Origin of the sequence: Halobacillus sp. K22 (assembly GCF_052246795.1) — a bacterium.
Lineage (GTDB): Bacteria > Bacillota > Bacilli > Bacillales > Halobacillaceae > Halobacillus.
Window position 1 is genome coordinate 26,826 of record NZ_JBQQCN010000027.1, and the last position, 21,484, is coordinate 48,309.

The 21,484-nt window shown below is 43.1% G+C and carries 23 protein-coding genes and 1 other annotated feature; all 23 genes read right to left on the reverse strand.

All coding sequences use genetic code 11. From position 1 onward, the window contains the following. Positions 1 to 17: 17 nt before the first annotated feature. Positions 18 to 305: a 50S ribosomal protein L23 gene (gene rplW, locus ACTWPM_RS16830; protein ID WP_443134173.1), complete on the reverse strand. Its 288-nt coding sequence runs from the start codon at positions 303 to 305 to the stop codon at positions 18 to 20. Next, on the reverse strand, positions 305 to 928 hold the full coding sequence (rplD, locus tag ACTWPM_RS16835; protein WP_443134174.1) for a 50S ribosomal protein L4: 624 nt from the start codon (positions 926 to 928) through the stop codon (positions 305 to 307). The genes rplW and rplD overlap by 1 nt, the downstream gene beginning before the upstream one ends. A gap of 22 nt (positions 929 to 950) precedes the next feature. After that, positions 951 to 1,583 carry a 50S ribosomal protein L3 gene (gene rplC / locus ACTWPM_RS16840; RefSeq protein ID WP_443134175.1) on the reverse strand — a complete coding sequence of 211 codons (633 nt, stop codon included), beginning with the start codon at positions 1,581 to 1,583 and terminating at the stop codon, positions 951 to 953. Positions 1,584 to 1,614: 31 nt separating this feature from the next. Then, entirely contained in the window at positions 1,615 to 1,923 is a 309-nt protein-coding gene (gene rpsJ, locus ACTWPM_RS16845) for a 30S ribosomal protein S10 (protein WP_014641420.1), read from the reverse strand. A 412-nt stretch (positions 1,924 to 2,335) separates the two neighbouring features. Continuing rightward, on the reverse strand, positions 2,336 to 3,526 hold the full coding sequence (tuf, locus tag ACTWPM_RS16850) for an elongation factor Tu (protein WP_443134176.1): 1,191 nt from the start codon (positions 3,524 to 3,526) through the stop codon (positions 2,336 to 2,338). Between the two features lie 133 nt (positions 3,527 to 3,659). Then, positions 3,660 to 5,738: an elongation factor G gene (fusA, locus tag ACTWPM_RS16855; protein ID WP_443134177.1), complete on the reverse strand. Its 2,079-nt coding sequence runs from the start codon at positions 5,736 to 5,738 to the stop codon at positions 3,660 to 3,662. A gap of 42 nt (positions 5,739 to 5,780) precedes the next feature. Next, positions 5,781 to 6,251, reverse strand: a complete 471-nt coding sequence (rpsG, locus tag ACTWPM_RS16860; protein WP_014641417.1) for a 30S ribosomal protein S7 — start codon at positions 6,249 to 6,251, stop codon at positions 5,781 to 5,783. A gap of 52 nt (positions 6,252 to 6,303) precedes the next feature. Beyond that, positions 6,304 to 6,717, reverse strand: a complete 414-nt coding sequence (gene rpsL / locus ACTWPM_RS16865) for a 30S ribosomal protein S12 (RefSeq protein ID WP_014641416.1) — start codon at positions 6,715 to 6,717, stop codon at positions 6,304 to 6,306. 97 nt (positions 6,718 to 6,814) lie between these two features. Continuing rightward, positions 6,815 to 7,066, reverse strand: coding sequence for a 50S ribosomal protein L7ae-like protein (locus ACTWPM_RS16870; protein WP_443134178.1), 252 nt, complete (start codon positions 7,064 to 7,066; stop codon positions 6,815 to 6,817). Between the two features lie 142 nt (positions 7,067 to 7,208). Continuing rightward, entirely contained in the window at positions 7,209 to 10,817 is a 3,609-nt protein-coding gene (gene rpoC, locus ACTWPM_RS16875; RefSeq protein ID WP_443134179.1) for a DNA-directed RNA polymerase subunit beta', read from the reverse strand. A 73-nt stretch (positions 10,818 to 10,890) separates the two neighbouring features. After that, positions 10,891 to 14,418: a DNA-directed RNA polymerase subunit beta gene (rpoB, locus tag ACTWPM_RS16880; RefSeq protein WP_443134180.1), complete on the reverse strand. Its 3,528-nt coding sequence runs from the start codon at positions 14,416 to 14,418 to the stop codon at positions 10,891 to 10,893. Between the two features lie 319 nt (positions 14,419 to 14,737). Beyond that, positions 14,738 to 15,340, reverse strand: coding sequence for a class I SAM-dependent methyltransferase (locus tag ACTWPM_RS16885; protein WP_443134181.1), 603 nt, complete (start codon positions 15,338 to 15,340; stop codon positions 14,738 to 14,740). A 78-nt stretch (positions 15,341 to 15,418) separates the two neighbouring features. Then, the gene (gene rplL, locus ACTWPM_RS16890; RefSeq protein WP_014641411.1) at positions 15,419 to 15,784 is read right to left on the reverse strand and encodes a 50S ribosomal protein L7/L12; all 366 of its coding nucleotides are present in this window, start codon (positions 15,782 to 15,784) and stop codon (positions 15,419 to 15,421) included. A gap of 54 nt (positions 15,785 to 15,838) precedes the next feature. Then, positions 15,839 to 16,339 carry a 50S ribosomal protein L10 gene (rplJ, locus tag ACTWPM_RS16895; protein ID WP_443134182.1) on the reverse strand — a complete coding sequence of 167 codons (501 nt, stop codon included), beginning with the start codon at positions 16,337 to 16,339 and terminating at the stop codon, positions 15,839 to 15,841. A 40-nt stretch (positions 16,340 to 16,379) separates the two neighbouring features. Beyond that, positions 16,380 to 16,533, reverse strand: a sequence feature (ribosomal protein L10 leader region). Between the two features lie 54 nt (positions 16,534 to 16,587). Beyond that, entirely contained in the window at positions 16,588 to 17,283 is a 696-nt protein-coding gene (gene rplA, locus ACTWPM_RS16900; RefSeq protein WP_443134183.1) for a 50S ribosomal protein L1, read from the reverse strand. A gap of 115 nt (positions 17,284 to 17,398) precedes the next feature. Next, a complete protein-coding gene (gene rplK, locus ACTWPM_RS16905; protein WP_014641408.1) occupies positions 17,399 to 17,824 on the reverse strand; it encodes a 50S ribosomal protein L11 in 426 nt (141 codons plus the stop codon). A gap of 152 nt (positions 17,825 to 17,976) precedes the next feature. Next, a complete protein-coding gene (gene nusG / locus ACTWPM_RS16910) occupies positions 17,977 to 18,513 on the reverse strand; it encodes a transcription termination/antitermination protein NusG (protein WP_443134200.1) in 537 nt (178 codons plus the stop codon). A gap of 127 nt (positions 18,514 to 18,640) precedes the next feature. Next, positions 18,641 to 18,817, reverse strand: a complete 177-nt coding sequence (gene secE, locus ACTWPM_RS16915; protein ID WP_014641406.1) for a preprotein translocase subunit SecE — start codon at positions 18,815 to 18,817, stop codon at positions 18,641 to 18,643. Between the two features lie 42 nt (positions 18,818 to 18,859). Continuing rightward, entirely contained in the window at positions 18,860 to 19,009 is a 150-nt protein-coding gene (gene rpmG / locus ACTWPM_RS16920; protein WP_224895898.1) for a 50S ribosomal protein L33, read from the reverse strand. A gap of 76 nt (positions 19,010 to 19,085) precedes the next feature. Continuing rightward, on the reverse strand, positions 19,086 to 19,742 hold the full coding sequence (sigH, locus tag ACTWPM_RS16925) for an RNA polymerase sporulation sigma factor SigH (RefSeq protein ID WP_443134184.1): 657 nt from the start codon (positions 19,740 to 19,742) through the stop codon (positions 19,086 to 19,088). An 81-nt stretch (positions 19,743 to 19,823) separates the two neighbouring features. Further along, positions 19,824 to 20,333, reverse strand: coding sequence for an NYN domain-containing protein (locus ACTWPM_RS16930; RefSeq protein ID WP_089752371.1), 510 nt, complete (start codon positions 20,331 to 20,333; stop codon positions 19,824 to 19,826). 2 nt (positions 20,334 to 20,335) lie between these two features. Then, positions 20,336 to 21,079 (reverse strand): 23S rRNA (guanosine(2251)-2'-O)-methyltransferase RlmB, encoded by a 744-nt coding sequence (rlmB, locus tag ACTWPM_RS16935; protein ID WP_443134185.1) that lies wholly within the window; start codon positions 21,077 to 21,079, stop codon positions 20,336 to 20,338. Next, positions 21,072 to 21,482 (reverse strand): Mini-ribonuclease 3, encoded by a 411-nt coding sequence (locus ACTWPM_RS16940; RefSeq protein ID WP_443134186.1) that lies wholly within the window; start codon positions 21,480 to 21,482, stop codon positions 21,072 to 21,074. The genes rlmB and ACTWPM_RS16940 overlap by 8 nt, the downstream gene beginning before the upstream one ends. Between the last annotated feature and the right edge of the window lie 2 nt (positions 21,483 to 21,484).

The window sequence follows — 21,484 nt, forward strand, 5'->3', positions numbered from 1 at the left end:
TAATTAAGATTTATAGTTTATACTTCAAAGAATTCTAGTTCTTCACTGTCTTCAGTCAAAGTAACTACTGCTTTCTTACGATCAGAACGATAGCCGCCATAGCGACCCATACGTTTGAATTTACCTTTAATGTTCATTGTATTAACAGAATCAACACTTACACCAAAGATTTCTTCCACTGCTTTTTTAATTTCAGTTTTGTTAGCTGCTGGGCTAACTTCAAACGTATATTTCTTTTCTCCCATAAGGTCAGCAGATTGCTCAGTTATGACAGGGCGCTTAATAATATCGCGTGGTTCTTTCATTATGAGAGCACCTCCCCTGCTTTTTCAGCTGCTTCCTTCGTTAGGATCAGCTTGTCATGCGTTAGTAAATCTAACACACTTACCTCTTCTACAGATGAACTTTTCACTGTAGGGATATTATTAGAAGAAAGAGTTACATTTTCATCTTTCTCCGCTGTGACAATCAATGCCTTCTCATTTACATCGAGAGCTTTAAGCAGGCTTACTACTTCTTTAGTTTTTGGAGCGTCTAGAGAAAGACTCTCAAGAACAATGATGTTCTCTTCTTTCACCTTAGAAGAATAAGCAGACTGTAGAGCTAAGCGACGTACTTTTTTAGGCATTGTGTAGCTGTAGCTGCGTGGTGACGGACCGAATACAGTTCCACCGCCGACCCATTGTGGGGCACGGATGGATCCTTGACGTGCACGGCCGGTACCTTTTTGGCGCCATGGCTTACGTCCACCGCCGCTAACTTCAGAACGACCTTTGACTTTGTGTGTGCCCTGGCGAAGATTCGCGCGCTGCATCAACACAGTTTCGTGTAATACGTGAGTATTAGGTTCAATACCAAATACGGTGTCATTCAGTTCAACTTCTCCAACATTAGAACCGCTTTGGTTTAATAGTGCTACTTTAGGCATGACATATCCTCCCTTCCGTTAATTATTTGCTAGCCTTGATTGCACTTGAGACTTTAACGTACGATTTTTTCGCACCTGGTACATTACCTTTGATAAGAAGCAAGTTACGTTCAGCGTCAACTCTTACTATCTCAAGGTTTTGAAGTGTTACTGTCTCACTACCCATTTGTCCTGGCAATTTTTTGCCTTTTAGTACGTGGTTTGGATCAATTGGACCCATTGTACCTGGACGGCGGTGATAGCGGGAACCGTGAGTCATAGGACCAGTAGATTGGTTGTGGCGCTTGATCGCACCCTGGAATCCTTTACCTTTTGAAGTTCCTGTAACATCAATTACATCACCAGCTTCGAAAATATCCACCTTAACCTCTTGACCAAGTTCATAGTCATCAAGGTTTGCATTACGGAATTCACGAACGTAGCGCTTAGGTGTTGTGTTTGCTTTTTCAGCATGACCTTGGGCTGCTTTTTTCAAACGATTTGATTTTTCATCAGCGAATCCAAGCTGAATGGCTTCATAGCCGTCATTTTCTGTTGTTCTCTTTTGAAGAACAACGTTCGGCTCAGCTTGTACAACTGTTACTGGAATTAACTCTCCGTCTTCAGAAAAGATTTGAGTCATGCCGACTTTGCGTCCTAAGATTCCTTTCGTCATCCGTTACACCTCCTATATAGTTCAGTTTAATTTATAATTTGATTTCGATATCCACACCAGATGGTAGATCCAAACGCATTAATGAATCAACGGTTTGTGGTGTTGGATTGACAATGTCGATAAGACGTTTGTGTGTGCGCATTTCAAACTGTTCACGAGCATCTTTGTACTTGTGAGTTGCACGAAGTACTGTATAGATAGAACGTTCAGTCGGAAGCGGAATTGGACCAGATACATTAGCTCCAGAACGCTTCGCCGTGTCTACAATCTTCTCAGCAGATTGATCCAACACTCTGTGATCATACGCTTTTAAACGAATACGAATTTTCTCTTTTGCCATTATTTTCCCTCCTTCTTCGCCCATTTTTGAAATAGACATTCTCCGCGAAAAAACTTGACTCACTAGCCATGGCAAAGGGGCCGGGTGTGTCAACAACCTTTCGCTTCATCGCCTTTTATGACCAACATTATTTATTATATAGAAGAAATGCGGTCAATGCAAGGATAAATCCATAATTTATTCATATATGAACACCTAAACCATTATACTAACCTTTTAGAGCAAATTCAAGGGTTTATAAATGTTTAGTGGCTTCATAACTAAAGGAAAATGAAAATCTCGATGAAGATTAAATTTTCGCTCCAAAATTTCCACCTTCCATTACAACAAATGAATTTACTTATTTCAACCACTTTCCCACAAAAAAATGAGCAGCAGCTTTTCAGCTGCTGCTCATTTATATATTCAATGATTATTTAGTGATTTCACTAACAACGCCAGAACCTACTGTACGTCCACCTTCACGGATTGAGAAACGAGTTCCGTCTTCAATCGCGATCGGGGAAATAAGTTCAACAGTCATCTCAACGTTATCGCCAGGCATAACCATTTCTACGCCTTCTGGAAGTTGGATTACACCAGTTACGTCCGTAGTACGGAAGTAGAACTGTGGGCGGTAGTTAGAGAAGAATGGAGTGTGACGTCCACCTTCATCTTTAGCTAGTACATAAACTTCAGCTTTGAAGTTTGTGTGTGGAGTGATAGAACCAGGCTTAGCTAGAACTTGGCCACGGTTGATGTCTTCACGGTTAACACCACGAAGAAGTGCACCGATGTTGTCGCCAGCTTCAGCATAGTCTAGAAGCTTACGGAACATTTCCACACCAGTAACTGTAGTTTTGCGAGCTGATTCAGCCATACCGATGATTTCAACTTCGTCACCGACTTTAACTTGGCCACGCTCAACACGGCCAGTTGCAACTGTACCACGGCCAGTGATTGAGAATACGTCCTCAACTGGCATCATGAATGGTTTGTCTGTGTCACGGTCTGGAGTTGGAATGTGCTCATCAACTGCGTCCATAAGGTCATAGATCGCTTGCTCATACTGCTCTTCGCCTTCAAGTGCTTTAAGAGCAGAACCGCTGATTACTGGAGCTTCGTCACCATCAAAGTCATACTCAGATAGTAGATCGCGAACTTCCATTTCTACTAGTTCAAGAAGCTCTTCGTCGTCTACCATGTCAACTTTGTTAAGGAATACAACGATTGCTGGTACACCTACGTTTTTAGAAAGCAGGATGTGCTCACGAGTTTGTGGCATTGGACCGTCAGCTGCAGATACAACTAGGATCGCGCCGTCCATTTGAGCAGCACCAGTGATCATGTTTTTAACATAGTCAGCGTGACCTGGGCAGTCAACGTGTGCATAGTGGCGGTTTTCAGTTTCGTACTCAACGTGTGCAGTTGAGATTGTGATTCCACGCTCGCGCTCTTCAGGAGCACCGTCGATCATGTCATAAGCCATTGCAGAACCAGAACCAGAACGCTTGTGAAGTACTGTAGTGATTGCTGCAGTTAGTGTTGTTTTACCGTGGTCAACGTGTCCAATTGTACCAATGTTAACGTGGGACTTGGACCGGTCAAATTTTTCTTTACCCATAGTATATTTCCTCCTTTAATTAAGTAGCGATATATTTGAATTGAAATGTTTATATGAAACTCAGGAGCGAGCGTACAAGCTACACTCCTAAGCTTACATTACAAGTTATACTTCAACTCGTCAAAAAAATCAATTACTCACCAGAATTTTTCTTGATGATTTCTTCTGAGATGCTCTTCGGCACTTCTTCATAGTGGTCAAAGTGCATCGTGTAAGTTCCACGTCCTTGTGTGTTGGAGCGAAGCGCTGTCGCATAACCAAACATTTCGGATAGTGGTACAAATGCTTTAACAACCTGTGCGTTACCACGAGTTTCCATACCTTCAACACGTCCACGACGTGAAGTTACGTCACCCATAATATCGCCCATGTATTCTTCAGGAATGACTACTTCAACTTTCATCATTGGCTCAAGAAGAACTGGTTTACATTTGTTTTTAGCTTCTTTAAGAGCCATAGATGCGGCAACCTTAAAGGCCATTTCGTTGGAGTCAACATCGTGGTATGAGCCATCATAAAGAGTGGCTTTAATGTCGACCATTGGATAACCGGCTAATACACCGTTTTCCAAGGATTCTTTGATCCCTTGTTCTACGGAAGGAATGTATTCACGCGGTACTACACCACCAACAATTTTGTTAACGAATTCAAATCCAGCACCTTCATCGTTAGGTTCGAATTCAACCCATACGTGACCGAATTGTCCACGACCACCGGACTGACGTACGAACTTACCTTCAACTTGGGCACTAGCACGGAAAGTCTCACGGTATGCAACCTGTGGAGCACCGATATTCGCTTCAACTTTAAACTCACGACGCAGACGGTCAACGATAATGTCAAGGTGAAGCTCACCCATACCTGCGATAATCGTTTGGCCAGTTTCTACGTTAGTTTCAGTTTGGAATGTCGGATCCTCTTCCGCAAGCTTACCAAGGGCAATAGCCATTTTATCTTGGTCAGCTTTTGATTTCGGTTCGATAGCTACAGAGATAACCGGCTCAGGGAATTCCATGGATTCAAGAATAACAAGACTCTTTTCATCACATAGAGTGTCACCTGTACCTGTATCTTTAAGTCCAACAGCACCAGCAATATCGCCAGCATAAACTGTTGAGATCTCTTCACGAGAGTTAGCGTGCATTTGCAGGATACGACCGACACGCTCACGCTTATCTTTCGTAGAGTTCTTCACGTATGAACCAGCATTAAGCGTACCAGAGTACACTCGGAAGAATGTAAGTTTACCAACGTAAGGGTCTGTCGCAACTTTAAAGGCCAAAGCAGAGAATGGCGCGTTGTCGTCAGCTTTACGTACAACAGGCTCTTCCGTTTGTGGTACGTGACCTTCAATTGGAGGCACATCTAATGGAGATGGAAGATAATCAATAACTCCATCAATCAGTAGCTGAACACCTTTGTTTTTGAAAGCAGAACCACAGAAGACAGGATAGAAATCAACGCTTAGAGTAGCGGTACGAACTGCAGCTTTAAGCTGATCATTCGTGATTTCTTCCCCTTCAAGGTATTGCATCATCAAGTCTTCATCAAGTTCCGCTACAGCTTCAATAAGCTTCGCGCGATACTCTTCAGCTTGCTCTTTGTATTCATCTGGAATTGGACGTGCTTCTGCACGAGTACCCAAGTCATCCATGTAATAGTAAGCTTCCATAGTAATCAAGTCGATGATTCCTTCGAATTCATCTTCTGCACCTATTGGAAGTTGGACAGCTGCAGCATTAGCTCCTAAGCGCTCTTGTAGAGTACCAAGGGAGTAGATGAAATCTGCACCTACTTTATCCATTTTGTTTACGAACACAATACGAGGTACACCGTAAGTTGTCGCTTGGCGCCATACAGTTTCAGTCTGCGGTTCAACACCAGACTGAGCATCTAGTACAGCTACAGAACCATCAAGTACACGCAGGGAACGTTCAACCTCAACTGTGAAGTCTACGTGTCCAGGTGTGTCAATGATGTTAATACGGTGATCTCTCCATTGAGCAGTGGTCGCAGCGGAAGTAATTGTGATTCCGCGCTCCTGTTCCTGCTCCATCCAGTCCATTTGGGAAGCTCCTTCGTGAGTTTCACCAATTTTGTGGATACGTCCTGTGTAGAAAAGAATACGCTCGGTGGCTGTTGTCTTACCAGCATCAATGTGAGCCATTACACCGATATTACGTGTTCTTTCCAAGGAGAACTCTCTAGGCATGATTCTTTCTCCTTTCCAATTGTAAAGTTATTTGTTTGATGATTACCAACGATAGTGAGCGAATGCTTTGTTAGCTTCCGCCATCTTGTGCATTTCTTCACGGCGCTTAACTGCTGCACCAGTGTTATTACCTGCATCTAGAATTTCGTTAGCAAGACGCTCTTCCATTGTTTTCTCTCCGCGAAGACGCGCATAGTTAACAATGAAACGCAATCCTAGTGCCTGACGACGTTCAGGGCGAACTTCTACAGGTACTTGGTAGTTGGAACCACCAACACGACGAGCGCGTACTTCCAATACAGGCATTACGTTTTTCATAGCCTGATCGAAGATTTCCATAGCGTCATTCCCGCTGCGCTCTTGAACTAATTCGAAAGATTTATAAAGAATCTTTTGTGCTTTCCCGCGTTGACCGTCAACCATAATCTGGTTGATCAAACGAGTGACAAGCTTAGAGTTGTACATCGGATCTGGTAACACATCACGTTTAGCTACTGGACCTTTACGTGGCATATGTTCCCCTCCCTTCCATATTTTTAATAGTTAAGCGATATTTGCATATCGTTTATTTTTTAGGTTTCTTCGTACCGTATTTAGAACGACCTTGTCTGCGTCCTTCAACACTTGCTGTGTCAAGGGCACCACGTACAACGTGGTAACGAACACCTGGCAAGTCTTTTACCTTACCGCCGCGGATTAGAACTACACTGTGCTCTTGCAAGTTGTGGCCGATACCAGGAATGTAGGCGTTAACCTCTAGCTGGTTGGTCAAACGAACACGTGCATATTTACGCAATGCGGAGTTCGGTTTCTTAGGTGTCATCGTACCGACACGTGTGCAAACACCACGTTTTTGTGGAGAAGACTGATCTGTCATACGTTTTTTATAGCTGTTAAAGCCTTTGTTCAAGGCTGGAGCATTTGTTTGTTTAGTTTTGCTTTCGCGTCCTTTACGTACCAATTGATTAATAGTTGGCATGTTTGTATCCTCCCTTCTTCACATTTCTTAATACCACACATCCAGGTGGTTCATAAAAAGGCAAAAAACAAAGCTTTCGCGATTTACCGCCAAAACTTTATTGCTTTATCGCCACTGTAGCAGCTCCGACATCAATGCCGCACGCATTTCCCAGCTCCTTCATAGAAGAAACTCGAGTATGCGGAATTTTTAATTCCCTGGCAAGCCGTACTACCTTCATTGTCATCGTCTGATCAGCATCATCAGCCGTTATGACTTCATTCACTTCACCATTTTTCATGGCTTTAAGTGTTTGTTTGGTTCCAATCACTATCTCTGATTTAGCCTGTGCTACTTTTTCATAAGACATCTTCATATCCTCCAAAGTAACAAGGATAAACGGAAGCACCTTGATTATATTATCACTACCCAAAATGCATGTCAACTGCATTTCGGGTAGTTTTTTTGTGCTTCCATTAATTTTACCCTTTGTTAACATCTATCTATTCTTTTTAAGAATGAGTAACTTCTTCTGGCTGGGCCTGTTGTTCCGGAGCTCCTTCAGACTGAGCTTGAATCTTACGGTAACGTGTCATACCAGTACCAGCTGGTACAAGCTTACCGATAATAACGTTCTCTTTCAATCCTAGAAGTTCATCTCTCTTACCTTTAATCGCTGCATCAGTCAGGACACGAGTTGTTTCCTGGAAGGATGCCGCAGACAAGAAGCTGTCTGTTTCAAGCGATGCTTTGGTAATACCAAGAATGACCGGACGACCCACTGCAGGCTGTCCGCCTTCCACAAGAGCTTTCTGGTTCGCTTCTTTAAATTGATGGATCTCAAGAAGTGATCCTGGAAGTACATCGGTGTCTCCAGAGTCAAGAACACGAACTTTACGAAGCATCTGGCGTACCATTACTTCAACGTGCTTATCAGAGATTTCAACACCTTGCATACGATATACTTTTTGTACTTCTTTAAGAAGATATTGCTGAACTCCATCAAGTCCCTGGATATTTAACAGTTCTTTTGGATCAATGGAACCTTCTGTAAGAGGACTTCCTGCGCTAACAGCATCTCCTACAGTAACTTTCATACGAGCGCCATACGGAGCTGTATAAGAGCGGCTTTCTACTGCCCCTTGCACCACGATCTCTTGTTTTTCTTTCACTTCGTTAACTTCCTGTACGGTTCCGTCAATTTCTGTAATCACTGCTTGACCTTTAGGGTTACGTGCTTCCACAATCTCCTGGATACGTGGAAGACCTTGAGTGATGTCATCTCCGGCAACACCGCCAGTGTGGAAGGTACGCATTGTAAGCTGTGTACCAGGCTCACCGATAGACTGAGCGGCAATGATTCCAACTGCTTCGCCCACTTCAACTTCGTCGCCTGTTGCCAGGTTGCGGCCGTAGCACTTCTTACATACGCCGTGCTTCGTATTACAAGTGAAGGCAGAGCGGATAACAATGCTCTCAATTCCAGCGTCCACAATCTGTTTAGCACCATCTTCAGAAATAACTTCATTACGCGTGGCTAATACGTCTCCTGTTTCAGGATGCTTCACAGTCTGGAATGCTGTACGTCCAATAAGACGGTCGATTAGCGGCTCAATTACTTCAGAGCCTTCCGTAATCGCACTTACTGGCAATCCGCGGTCTGTTCCACAATCATCTTCACGGACGATTACGTCTTGCGCTACATCGACAAGTCGACGAGTCAGGTAACCAGAGTCCGCTGTTTTCAGTGCTGTATCGGCAAGACCTTTACGAGCACCGTGTGTGGAAATAAAGTACTCAAGTACCGTTAAACCTTCACGGAAACTTGATTTGATTGGAAGTTCAATAATACGTCCAGCCGGGTTGGCCATAAGACCACGCATACCAGCAAGCTGAGTAAAGTTGGACGCGTTACCACGTGCACCAGAATCACTCATCATGAATATAGGGTTACGTGGATTTAAGGAACTCATCAAACGATTTTGGATATCATCCTTAGCCCCTGACCAAATTTCAATTACTCGGTCATAACGTTCCTCATCGGTAATTAAACCGCGGCGGAACTGCTTAAGAACTTTATCAACTTTACCTTGAGCTTCTTCCAGAATTTCTTGTTTCTCTGGAAGTACTACTACGTCAGATACACCAACAGTAATACCTGCTTTAGTAGAATAAGCAAACCCGAGATCTTTCATTCTGTCGAGCATCTTGGATGTTTCACTAATAGAGAAGCGTTTAAATACTTCTGCAATAATGTCACCCAGGATCCCTTTCTTGAATGGAGATACTTCTTCGCGGTTTGATAATTCTTGGCGAATATCTGTACCTTTAGGAATAAAGTATTGATCCGGTGTTTTAACCTCAAGGTTTTCTTGGGTTGGTTCATTCATATACGGGAACGAATTAGGCAGCATTTCATTAAAGATCAACTTACCAACTGTTGTAAGAAGAAGCTGCTGATTCTGTTCTTCTGTAAAGGTTTCATTCCCTAGAGAGCTCGCCTGAACAGCTACCCGTGTATGCAGGTGGGCGTATCCATTCTGATAGGCCATTAACGCTTCATTAAGATCCTTGAAGAACATTCCTTCTCCAACGGCTCCTTCACGTTCAAGCGTCAGGTAGTAGTTACCTAATACCATATCCTGTGATGGTGTAACAACAGGCTTACCATCTTTAGGGTTAAGAATGTTTTGAGCAGCCAGCATTAGAATACGGGCTTCCGCCTGCGCTTCTGATGACAACGGTACGTGAACTGCCATTTGGTCACCATCAAAGTCAGCGTTATAAGCTGTACATACCAATGGGTGAAGACGAATGGCACGGCCTTCTACCAGCGTAGGTTCGAATGCTTGGATACCTAGGCGGTGAAGTGTTGGTGCACGGTTTAATAACACCGGGTGTTCTTTAATAACATCTTCAAGAACATCCCACACTTCATGGTGGACACGTTCAATTTTACGCTTAGCTGATTTAATGTTGTGCGCAAGTCCGCGGGAAACGAGTTCTTTCATAACGAAAGGCTTGAACAGTTCAAGCGCCATTTCTTTTGGAAGTCCGCACTGGTACATCTTCAAGGATGGACCTACAACGATAACCGAACGACCGGAATAGTCAACACGTTTACCGAGCAAGTTTTGACGGAAACGCCCTTGCTTACCTTTCAGCATGTGAGAAAGGGATTTAAGCGGACGGTTACCCGGCCCAGTAACTGGACGTCCACGGCGTCCGTTATCAATAAGGGCATCTACAGCTTCTTGAAGCATACGCTTCTCGTTCTGGACGATAATCGTCGGTGCCCCTAAATCTAACAGGCGTTTAAGACGGTTGTTACGGTTGATCACTCGACGATATAAATCGTTCAAGTCAGACGTTGCAAAACGTCCACCGTCCAATTGAACCATTGGACGAAGTTCTGGTGGAATAACAGGCAGTACATCCAGGATCATCCATGAAGGATCATTTCCTGAATGACGGAAAGATTCTAGTACTTCCAGGCGTTTAATGGCTCGGGTTCTACGCTGTCCCTGTGCTGTTTTCAATTCCTCTTTCAGGGTTTCTACTTCCCCTTCCAGATCAATATCAAAAAGCAGTTTACGGATAGCTTCAGCGCCCATTGCCGCCTGGAAGCCCTGACCAAATTTTTCACGATAGGAACGATATTCCTTTTCAGAAAGCAGCTGTTTTCTCTCAAGAGCTGTTTCACCTGGATCCGTTACAATATAAGCAGCAAAATAAATGACTTCTTCCAATGCACGCGGGGACATATCAAGTACGAGACCCATACGGCTTGGAATGCCTTTAAAGTACCAAATGTGGGAGACTGGGGCAGCTAATTCCAAGTGCCCCATCCGCTCACGACGTACTTTGGCTTTTGTTACTTCTACACCACAACGGTCACAAACGACTCCTTTATAACGGACACGCTTGTATTTACCACAGTGGCACTCCCAGTCTTTTTGCGGACCGAAGATTCTTTCACAGAACAACCCGTCTTTTTCGGGTTTTAGCGTACGATAATTGATTGTTTCTGGCTTCTTGACCTCACCGTAAGACCAAGATCTGATTTTATCAGGTGAAGCCAAACCAATTTTCATATACTCAAAGTTGTTTACATCTAGCAAGGGGCCTACCTCCCTTTCAGTATCCGGGTTTTACCCTAAACTTAGAACACGGGTGTTTGGAACAATACGTCTATTAATCGTCTAGGTTTAAATTCTCGGATTCTTTCGTTTGCTCTTCTTCGATATCCCGCATTTCTATTTCTTGTTCATCACCAGATAGAATTTTCACATCCATACCTAGACTTTGAAGCTCTTTAATTAGAACTTTAAAGGACTCAGGTACGCCTGGTTCTGGAACATTATCACCTTTAACGATCGCTTCATACGTTTTCACACGACCGACTACGTCATCTGACTTGACTGTCAGAATTTCCTGAAGTGTATAAGCAGCACCATATGCTTCAAGTGCCCATACCTCCATCTCACCGAAACGCTGACCACCAAATTGAGCTTTACCGCCCAATGGCTGTTGAGTTACGAGAGAGTACGGTCCAGTGGAACGTGCGTGCAATTTGTCATCAACCATGTGTGCCAGTTTGATCATATACATGACACCAACAGATACACGGTTATCAAACGGTTCTCCTGTACGTCCATCATATAAAATGGTCTTCGCATCACGAGACATGCCGGCTTCTTCAAGGGTCTCCCAGACATCTTCCTCTCGGGCACCATCAAATACCGGAGTTGCTACTCTTTCTCCAAGGAGACGGGCAGCCATACCTAAGTGCAGCTCAAGTACTTGTCCGATATTCATACGAGATGGTACGCCAAGTGGGTTTAACATGACATCTACCGGAGTTCCATCTGGTAAGAACGGCATATCTTCTTCTGGAAGAATCTTAGAAATAACACCTTTGTTTCCGTGACGTCCTGCCATTTTGTCACCTTCAGAAATCTTACGCTTCTGAACGATATAGGCGCGGATCAGCTGGTTTACGCCAGGCGGCAGTTCATCTCCATCTTCACGGTTGAAGATTTTAACATCAAGTACAATTCCGCCTGCACCGTGCGGCACGCGCAGGGAGGTGTCACGGACTTCGCGGGCTTTCTCACCGAAGATTGCATGAAGCAGACGTTCTTCAGCAGATAACTCGGTAACCCCTTTAGGAGTAACTTTACCTACAAGAAGGTCTCCATCACTAACTTCAGCTCCTACACGGATAATTCCGCGTTCATCTAAGTCGCGAAGAGCATCTTCACCTACGTTAGGAATATCTCTTGTAATTTCTTCTGGTCCAAGTTTCGTATCTCGAGCTTCAGATTCATATTCTTCTATATGAATAGAAGTGTACACGTCATCTTTTACAAGACGCTCACTCATGATGATGGCATCCTCATAGTTGTAACCATCCCATGTCATGAATGCAACCAGTGGGTTTTGTCCAAGTGCTAATTCTCCCATATCCATAGAAGGTCCGTCAGCGAGGATTTCCCCTTTAGTTACACGATCGCCTTTAGAAACAATCGGGCGCTGGTTATAGCAGCTTCCCTGGTTAGAACGAATGAATTTTTGCAGACGGTAACGATCAAGATCGCCTTCTACCTCTTTGCCATCCACTTCTGATATGCGACGTACGAACACTTCTTTTGCTTCTACACGTTCAACGATACCTTCGTGGCGGCAGATGACGGCTGCACCTGAGTCTTTACCTGATACATATTCCATTCCTGTACCTACAAGTGGAGCATCCGGCTGAAGCAATGGTACAGCTTGACGCTGCATGTTTGCACCCATTAGAGAACGGTTGGAGTCATCGTTTTCCAAGAATGGAATACATGCGGTTGCCGCTGATACTACCTGCTTCGGTGATACGTCCATATAATCTAAGCGGTCGCGGCTTACTACCGTGTTTTCACCACGGAAACGAGCGATAACCTCTGGATCCGTGAAGGAACCATCTTCTTCGAGTTTTGCGTTGGCCTGAGCCACAACATAATTATCCTCTTCGTCTGCTGTAAGATAATCAAATTGAGCAGTTACTTTATTAGTATCAGGATCCACTCGACGATAAGGTGTTTCGATAAATCCGAATTCATTTACCTTCGCATAAGAAGATAAAGAGTTAATCAAACCGATGTTCGGACCCTCTGGAGTTTCGATCGGGCACATACGTCCGTAGTGGGAGTAGTGTACGTCACGAACTTCAAAGCCTGCACGCTCACGGGTTAAACCGCCCGGTCCTAATGCGGAGAGACGACGTTTGTGTGTTAGCTCCGCAAGCGGGTTAGTCTGGTCCATGAACTGAGATAACTGTGAGCTTCCAAAGAACTCTTTAATCGAAGCAATCACTGGACGTATATTGATTAACTGCTGTGGAGTAATAGATGAAGTGTCCTGAATAGACATACGTTCACGTACTACTCGCTCCATACGGGATAGTCCAATACGGAATTGGTTCTGCAGGAGCTCTCCTACGGAACGGAGACGACGATTACCTAAGTGGTCAATGTCATCTGTTCCACCCACATTATGCAGTAAGTTAAAGAAATAACTGATAGAAGAAATGATATCTGCCGGTGTAATGTTTTTTACATCACGGTCGATATTTGCATTTCCGATCACATTAATGGAACGTTCTCCTTCTGGATCTGTAGGGTCGACAATCTTCACCGATTGTACGCGCATCGGCTCTTCAAGTACTCCCTCAACTGGATCAAGAGATCGTTCACTTAATGTAGTTTCTTCATCATCGAAATGTGGAATCAATTTGTTGAGCAGACGACGATCAATTTTATCGCCTTTTTCTGCAAGCACTTCGCCTGTCTCTTCGTCTACTAACGTTTCAGCAAGCGTTTGATTAAACAATCGATCTTTTATATGAAGCTTTTTATTCATTTTATAGCGACCGACGCGTGCTAGATCATAGCGCTTCGGATCAAAGAAACGAGAAACAAGCAAACTCTTAGCATTTTCTACTGTTGGCGGCTCGCCAGGGCGCAGACGCTCATAGATTTCAAGCAATGCTTTCTCACTGTTCTCTGTATTATCTTTCTCAAGCGTATTCTTCAAGTATTCGTTCTCACCAATAAGATCAATAATCTCCTGGTCTGTTCCGAATCCTAAAGCACGCAGCAACACGGTGATTGGTAATTTACGAGTACGATCAATGCGGACATGTGCTACATCCTTCGCATCGGTTTCGAACTCAAGCCACGCACCACGGTTTGGAATAACTGTAGCTGTGTAACCTCTCTTACCGTTTTTATCAATCTTTTTGTTGTAATATACACTCGGAGAACGAACAAGCTGCGAAACGATAACACGCTCAGCACCATTAATGATAAAGGTACCGGTATCTGTCATCAGAGGGAAATCTCCCATAAACACTTCTTGCTCTTTCACTTCTCCTGTCTCATTGTTTAAGAGACGAACTTTTACACGAAGCGGTGCATTATATGTTACATCGCGATCTTTTGACTCATCCACTGGATACTTTGGTTCGCCAAGGCTGTAGTCTACAAACTCTAATGATAAGTTACCAGTAAAATCTTCAATTGGAGAAATGTCTTTGAACATTTCCTTCAAACCTTCTTCCAGGAACCATTGGTAGGAAGCTGTCTGAATTTCAATTAAGTTAGGTAACTCTAAAACTTCACTGATACGAGCATAACTTCTGCGCTGGCGGTGTCGTCCATACTGAACTAGTTGACCTGTCAACTGATTCACCCCTCAAATCAAGCATTTTAATAACGAAAAAAGCGTTCGGCAAGACATGCCGAACAGGCTTGCGGTTGATCTTGCCACAAGCACTATTTAAACATTCGCCTCTATAGCAAATGGTGATTCTTCATTTCTCTCTAACGTTAGACAAAAAAGAAAAAGGGTCGACTCGATATAGATAACCTCATTTACTTTTACTTATTTATTTTCACCATTTTACCCTTCTACCAAGCTTTTTATACATTTTCTAAAAAAAGACTTGACAGGACGGGCATACATTGGCATTTTCCAATACTAGCATAATAAAATACCCTAGTCAAACTTTTTGAGCTTTGAAAATATAGTAGCCTTTTTCTTTGTGAACCACTTCAATATTTCCAAATAGATCTTTTATTTTTTGTTTTGCTGATGGAGCCCCTTGCTTCTTTTGAATAACCACCCATAACTCCCCAGATTCATGCAGAGCTGCCCTAGTCTCTTCGAACATAGCGTGCACTACTTTTTTTCCTGCACGTATAGGCGGGTTGGTCAGTATTGCTGCGAACTGACGGCCTTCTAACTGACGAAGCCGATCACTCTCTTTAATCTCCACATTAGTAACCTGATTATTAGCAGCATTCTTTTCCGCAAGATTCAAAGCTCTCTCATTTACATCTACCATCACAACCTGACGATCTGGATACTCTTGCGCAAGTGAAAGACCAATCGGTCCGTAACCACATCCAAGATCAAGGAAGTTTCCGTCCACTGAAGGAGCTGTAAACGAGTCTATAAGCAAACGAGAGCCGAAATCCACTTCACCTTTTGAAAAAACGGCGTGATCTGTAGTAAACGTTAATAAACGGCCACGCAATGTGTAAGACCAGGTTTTTTCATCGCTTTTTGCGGCGGTTTTCTTAGAATAGTAATGTTCCGACATGATCCGAACACCCTCTTTTCATCTAGTAAGCAAAAGAAAGCCCGCCGATGATCAGCGAGCTTTACTTTAAAGATACAATTACTTAAGTTCGATCGTTGCGCCAGCTTCTTCAAGCTGAGATTTCATTTCTTCTGCTTCTTCTTTAGAAACGCCTTCTTTGATTGCGCCAGGAGCGTTGTCAACTAGGTCTTTTGCGTCTTTAAGACCAAGACCAGTGATTTCACGTACTGCTTTTACAACTTTGATCTTAGAGCTTCCAGCTGATTCTAGTACTACGTCGAATTCAGTTTGCTCTTCTTCAGCTTCAGCACCTGCAGCAGCGCCACCGGCAGCAACTGGAGCTGCAGCTGATACACCAAATTCTTCTTCAATTGCTTTAACTAGGTCGTTAAGCTCAAGAACAGACATTTCTTTAATCGCTTCGATAATTTGTTCGTTAGACATGAGAAATTTCCTCCTTATTAATTTTAAAAGTTATAGTTTAGTCGAACGCGTGATTTACGCGCTTTCTTCTTCTTTTTGGTCCGCGATAGCTTTCGTAGCGTAAGCGAAGTTTCGGACAGGGGCTTGTAGTACGCTTAGGAACATAGATACAAGACCTTCGTAGCTTGGGATGTTGGCAAGTTCCTGAATTTGCTCAAGAGTTGCAACTTGTCCTTCAACTACTCCACCTTTAATTTCAAGGTTATCGTGATCTTTAGCGAAATTGTTAAGAATTTTTGCTGGAGCTACAGCGTCATCCTCATGGAACGCAAGGGCAGTTGGTCCTTGAAGGACTTCGTGAAGTTCACTCAGTTCTACTGCTTCTGTCGCACGGCGAGTCATCGTGTTCTTGTACACTTTGAAATCAACGCCAGCTTCACGAAGCTGTGAACGAAGTTCTGTTACTTCTGCAACATCAAGACCGCGATAATCTACTAATACGGCAGATTTACTATTGCGGAACTTGTCAGCTAATTCATTAACAATTTGCTGTTTCTGTTCAATAATACTGCTCATCTTTCCACCTCCTATTGACTTTTCATCATACCGTTCTGGAAGGTTTCACAAAAAAGTACCTCCATGCAGACATGGAGGTACGTATGAGAGAACAGGGCGTTTTTAGCGCTGTCCTGCTTATTCACACACCTCGGCAGGAAATTAAGCGGACTTGCATCTGCACCTGCTGTCTACGGTATAACGTATTCATTTATACAACGTCCCTAATTATAATTTAATTAGGGACATTAAGTCAACACCAAATTATATTATTTAGCGAAATTGGAAACATCAACTTTGATTCCAGGACCCATCGTTGATGAAACAGCAGCATTACGCATATAAGTTCCTTTTGATGCTTGAGGCTTAGCTTTTACAAGAGCATCTGTGATCGCTTCGAAGTTTTCTGCAAGCTTTTGCTTATCGAATGAAGCTTTTCCAATTGGAACATGGATATTAGCAGCTTTATCAACGCGGTATTCAACCTTACCAGCTTTGATTTCGTTAACCGCTTTTTCTACTTCAAACGTTACAGTGCCTGTTTTCGGGTTTGGCATAAGACCTTTTGGTCCTAGTACACGTCCAAGCTTACCTACTTCAGCCATCATGTCAGGAGTAGCAACGACTACATCAAAATCGAACCAACCTTGGTTAATTCTATTAATCAGGTCTTGTTCACCTACGTAGTCAGCACCAGCTTCCTCTGCTTCTTTCGCTTTATCACCTTTAGCGAAAACAAGAACACGCTGGGATTTACCCGTACCGTGTGGAAGCACCATAGCTCCGCGAATTTGCTGATCCGCTTTCTTAGGATCAACGCCTAGACGGAATGCCGCTTCAACTGTTTCATCAAAGTTCGCTTTAGACGTCTCTTTTACAAGATCGATTGCTTCTTGTACATTATAAGATTTCGTACGATCAACAAGTTTTTGAAGTTCTTGTTGTCTTTTACTTTTTTTAGCCATTTTAATTTCCTCCTTGTTGTGGTTTTAACGGATTAACCTCCCACGAATAAAGGTTGCGAAAGAAGTTGAACTCCTATTTCGCAACCTTTAACTCCATCAGAGTGACGTTGTGGGATTAGTCTTCAACTGTAATTCCCATGCTTAGCGCAGTACCTTCAACCATGCGCATTGCAGCCTCAACGTCAGCAGCGTTTAAGTCAGGCATTTTTGTTTCCGCAATTTCGCGAACTTGATCGCGATTGACAGAAGCTACCTTGTTACGGTTCGGCTCACCAGAACCGGATTCGATACCTGCCGCTTTCTTAAGAAGAACAGCAGCTGGTGGAGTTTTGGTAACAAATGTAAATGAACGGTCTTCAAATACCGTAATTTCAACCGGAATAATCATACCCGCTTGATCTTGCGTACGAGCGTTGAACTCCTTACAGAAACCCATGATATTAATACCAGCTTGACCTAGTGCCGGTCCTACCGGTGGTGCTGGGTTTGCTTTCCCTGCAGGGATCTGAAGTTTTACAACTTTAATAACTTTTTTAGCCACGAGACACACCTCCTTAAAGTCCGTGATGTGGTAATAGGGTTTAACCCCTCCCACTCATCGCAATATGCATAAACGCCTCTTTTCCCGAGGCACATATAGAACATAAAAATTCTAGCATCTTTATATGCATAATGCAAGGGGAGGTTCATATTTTATAATTTTTCTACTTGAGAAAAATCTAATTCTACCGGTGTTTCCCGACCAAACATATTTACGTGAACTTTTACTTTCTGTTTATCCGTGTCAATATATTCGATGGTTCCAGTGAAATTGGCAAAAGGTCCATCCGTTACTTTCACACTTTCTTTTACTTCAAAGTCAACTTCAGTTTTCGGTTGTTCGTTCATACCCATACGTTTGAGTACAGTTTCTGCTTCTTCGGGCAGGAGAGGGATTGGCTTGGAGCCCGATCCAGTAGAACCAACGAAACCGGTCACACCTGGCGTATTTCGAACCACGTACCAAGAATCATCAGTCATGACCATTTCAGCTAGTACGTAGCCGGGAAATACTTTCTTCTTGTTAATTTTCTTCTTACCATTTTTAATTTCCGTCTCTTCATCTTCAGGGACAAGAACGCGAAAGATCTTATCTTCCATACCCATGGATTCAACACGTTTCTCTAAGTTCGCCCTTACTTTGTTTTCATAACCTGAATAGGTGTGAACAACATACCATCTTTTTTCCATTATCTCAGGACAAATGCTTGCCCTTCCCTCCCTTATTTTCGATTTAAAATTTTTCTCCAACATGAAAAAACCCGCTGAACGGGTTTTTTGTAAGTCTATTTACAAGTATAGCACAAAATCAACTCTACTATTCTTTAGATATAAGTTCAAGCACCTCAGAGATCCCAAGGTCCACAATAGCAAAGAACACGGCAACAAAAACAACTGTACTTAACACAGTAATCGTGTACCTCGTAAGTTCTTGTCCCTTAGGCCAGCTCACTTTGCGCATTTCTCGAGCTACGTTTTTAAAAAATTTAAACATGCTGCAAATACCCCCAAACTTGCGCCTGCCGGCTTTCTTTCTCTATTTCGTTTCGCGATGTAAGGTATGTTTGCCACATTTCTTACAAAACTTACGAACTTCCAGACGGTCGGATTGATTAGATCGATTTGTATATGAACTATAATTACGACTTTGGCATTCTGTACAGGCGAGCACTACTTTTTTCCTCATACGTTCTCACCTCGTTATTAGAGGTTTACACACTCAACAAATGTAGCATGCTTCAAACATACTGTCAATCTGTGTCTTATAGTGTGATTTCACTTACTTCCAGATACTTTTCAAGTTTTCTTTTAACCCGCTGGAGGGCGTTATCAATCGATTTCACATGGCGATTTAATTCAACCGAAATCTCTTGATAAGACTGCCCGTCCAAATAAAGAGCAAGAACTTTTTTCTCGAGATCACTAAGCAGCTCAGAAATCTTCTCTTCCATATCGCAGAACTTTTCTTTATTCACAATTAATTCTTGAGGATCGATTGCTTTTGATCCGGCAATTACATCAAGTAAGGTCCGGTCTGATTCTTCATCGTAAATGGGCTTATCTAAGGACACGTAGGAATTCAATGGAATGTGCTTTTGGCGTGTGGCGGTTTTGATTGCGGTAATAATTTGACGGGTGACACATAACTCTGCGAAGGCTTTAAATGAAGATAGTTTACCTTCCTGGTAATCTCGTATAGCTTTGTAGAGACCGATCATTCCTTCTTGCACAATATCTTCACGATCTGCACCAATAAGAAAATACGTTCGAGCTTTTGCACGAACGAAATTCTTATACTTATTAATTAAATAATCAAGAGATTGGACCTCTCCCTGATTAATTCGTTCGATGATTGCTTCGTCATCAAGCTTGCTAAGATCCAACTCGTTGATGTCTTTCTCCGTGTGAATGATGCTCACTCAGGATCCCCCCGACCGTGCTGCCTCAATATAGCAATATTATACAGTAAGCGTTTCAAAAGCGTCAACAAGTTGTCAGAATTATTTATCTCCTCGACGCCACTTTTCAAACAGTTCTCTTACCTCTTTATTCATTGGTATCTTAGGCTGGTACTGTACCTGATTCTGAGTTTCGACATCTTTTTTAATTTGTTTTTCAATATTTTTCACTTCGATATAAAGCTCTCTGGCAGACTTTCGGAATGCCCCTTGTCCAAAAATTGTACGCTGTTCAGCATAATCCGAGGTAGCCACGTAGACTTGAGTCCGGACATCATTTAATTCTCCTGCGAGCTTTTCAATCCGTTCATCCGCTGTTTCATTTTCTTTCGTAAAAATAACTTCCACTTTGTAATTTTTTTGTTTTTTGGCGACACCCCGGACATGATAAGCATCAAAGATCACGATGATCCGGTCCCCGGTATAGGACTGGTATTCGGCCATCATTTCAATTAGGAGATCTCGTGCCTGGCCAAAATCTTCTTCTTTTAATCTTTTTAATTCTGGCCAGGCTCCAATCATGTTGTACCCATCTACTATTAGAACATTCATTGTTAATCACCGACAGGGCGGCGCTTTCTATACACTTCGTACATTAATAAAGAAGCAGCAACGGATGCATTTAGAGAGGTAACCTTACCAGCCATGGGAAGACTTACCGTCCAATCACATTTATCTTTTGTTAAACGACTCATCCCTCGGCCCTCGCTCCCAATCACAAGTGCGATCGGCATATTACCATCCAGCCGTCGGTAATCTTCTGTACCCTCTGCGTCTGTTCCAACCACCCACACGAATCTCTCTTTTAATTCATCGATTGTTCTCGCAAGATTGGTTACTCTAGCTACCGGAATATATTCAATAGCCCCGGTAGATGTTTTAGCTACTGTAGAGGTGAGCGCCACTGAACGCCGTTTCGGTATGATCACGCCGTGTGCTCCGCTCGCATCCGCTGTCCTTAAAATCGATCCCAGATTATGAGGGTCCTCGATTTCATCACAAATGATAAAAAAAGGCGGTTCCCCTTTTTCCTCAGCTTTAGCAAACAGATCCTCAAGATCACTGTACTCATATGCTGCCACCGATGCCGCTACACCCTGATGGTTTCCCTCAACGAGCTGATCTATCTTCTTTTTCGGGACTTTTTGGACAATAACTCCACTTTCCTTAGCTGACTGTTCCAGTTTTTTATAGGCTTGATGTTGAAGCTGGTCGGACACCAGGACTTTATTAATTGGCCTGCCGGATTTCAACGCTTCCTGCACTGGGTTTTTACCTATTATCCACTCATTATTCACCTTCTCCACTCCTTTCTTCTACAAATTGGATGGTTAATTCAATTAATTCGTTCAACCGCTCCGTTTTTCCAGATAAATAGAGAAAACCAAGAACCGCTTCAAAACCAGTCGAATAACGATAGGTTTGTACACTTGTACTCTTAGGTACGGAGCCGGACTTGGCATTTCTGCCCCGCCTGAGCACCGCTTCTTCCTCTTCTGTCAATAACTCTTCTTCCTGCCAGTAACCTACCGCCCGGGCCTGGGAAACAGCAGCGACGAATTTTACGGCTGCCTTATGCAGCCGTTGCGGCTGTATTTTTCCACTTTCTAAAAGATGCTTTCTTACGTACAACTCATATACGGAGTCACCCATGTAGGCAAGCGCAAGGCTTTTCATCTGTTTTACATTGTTTAAGCTCATTC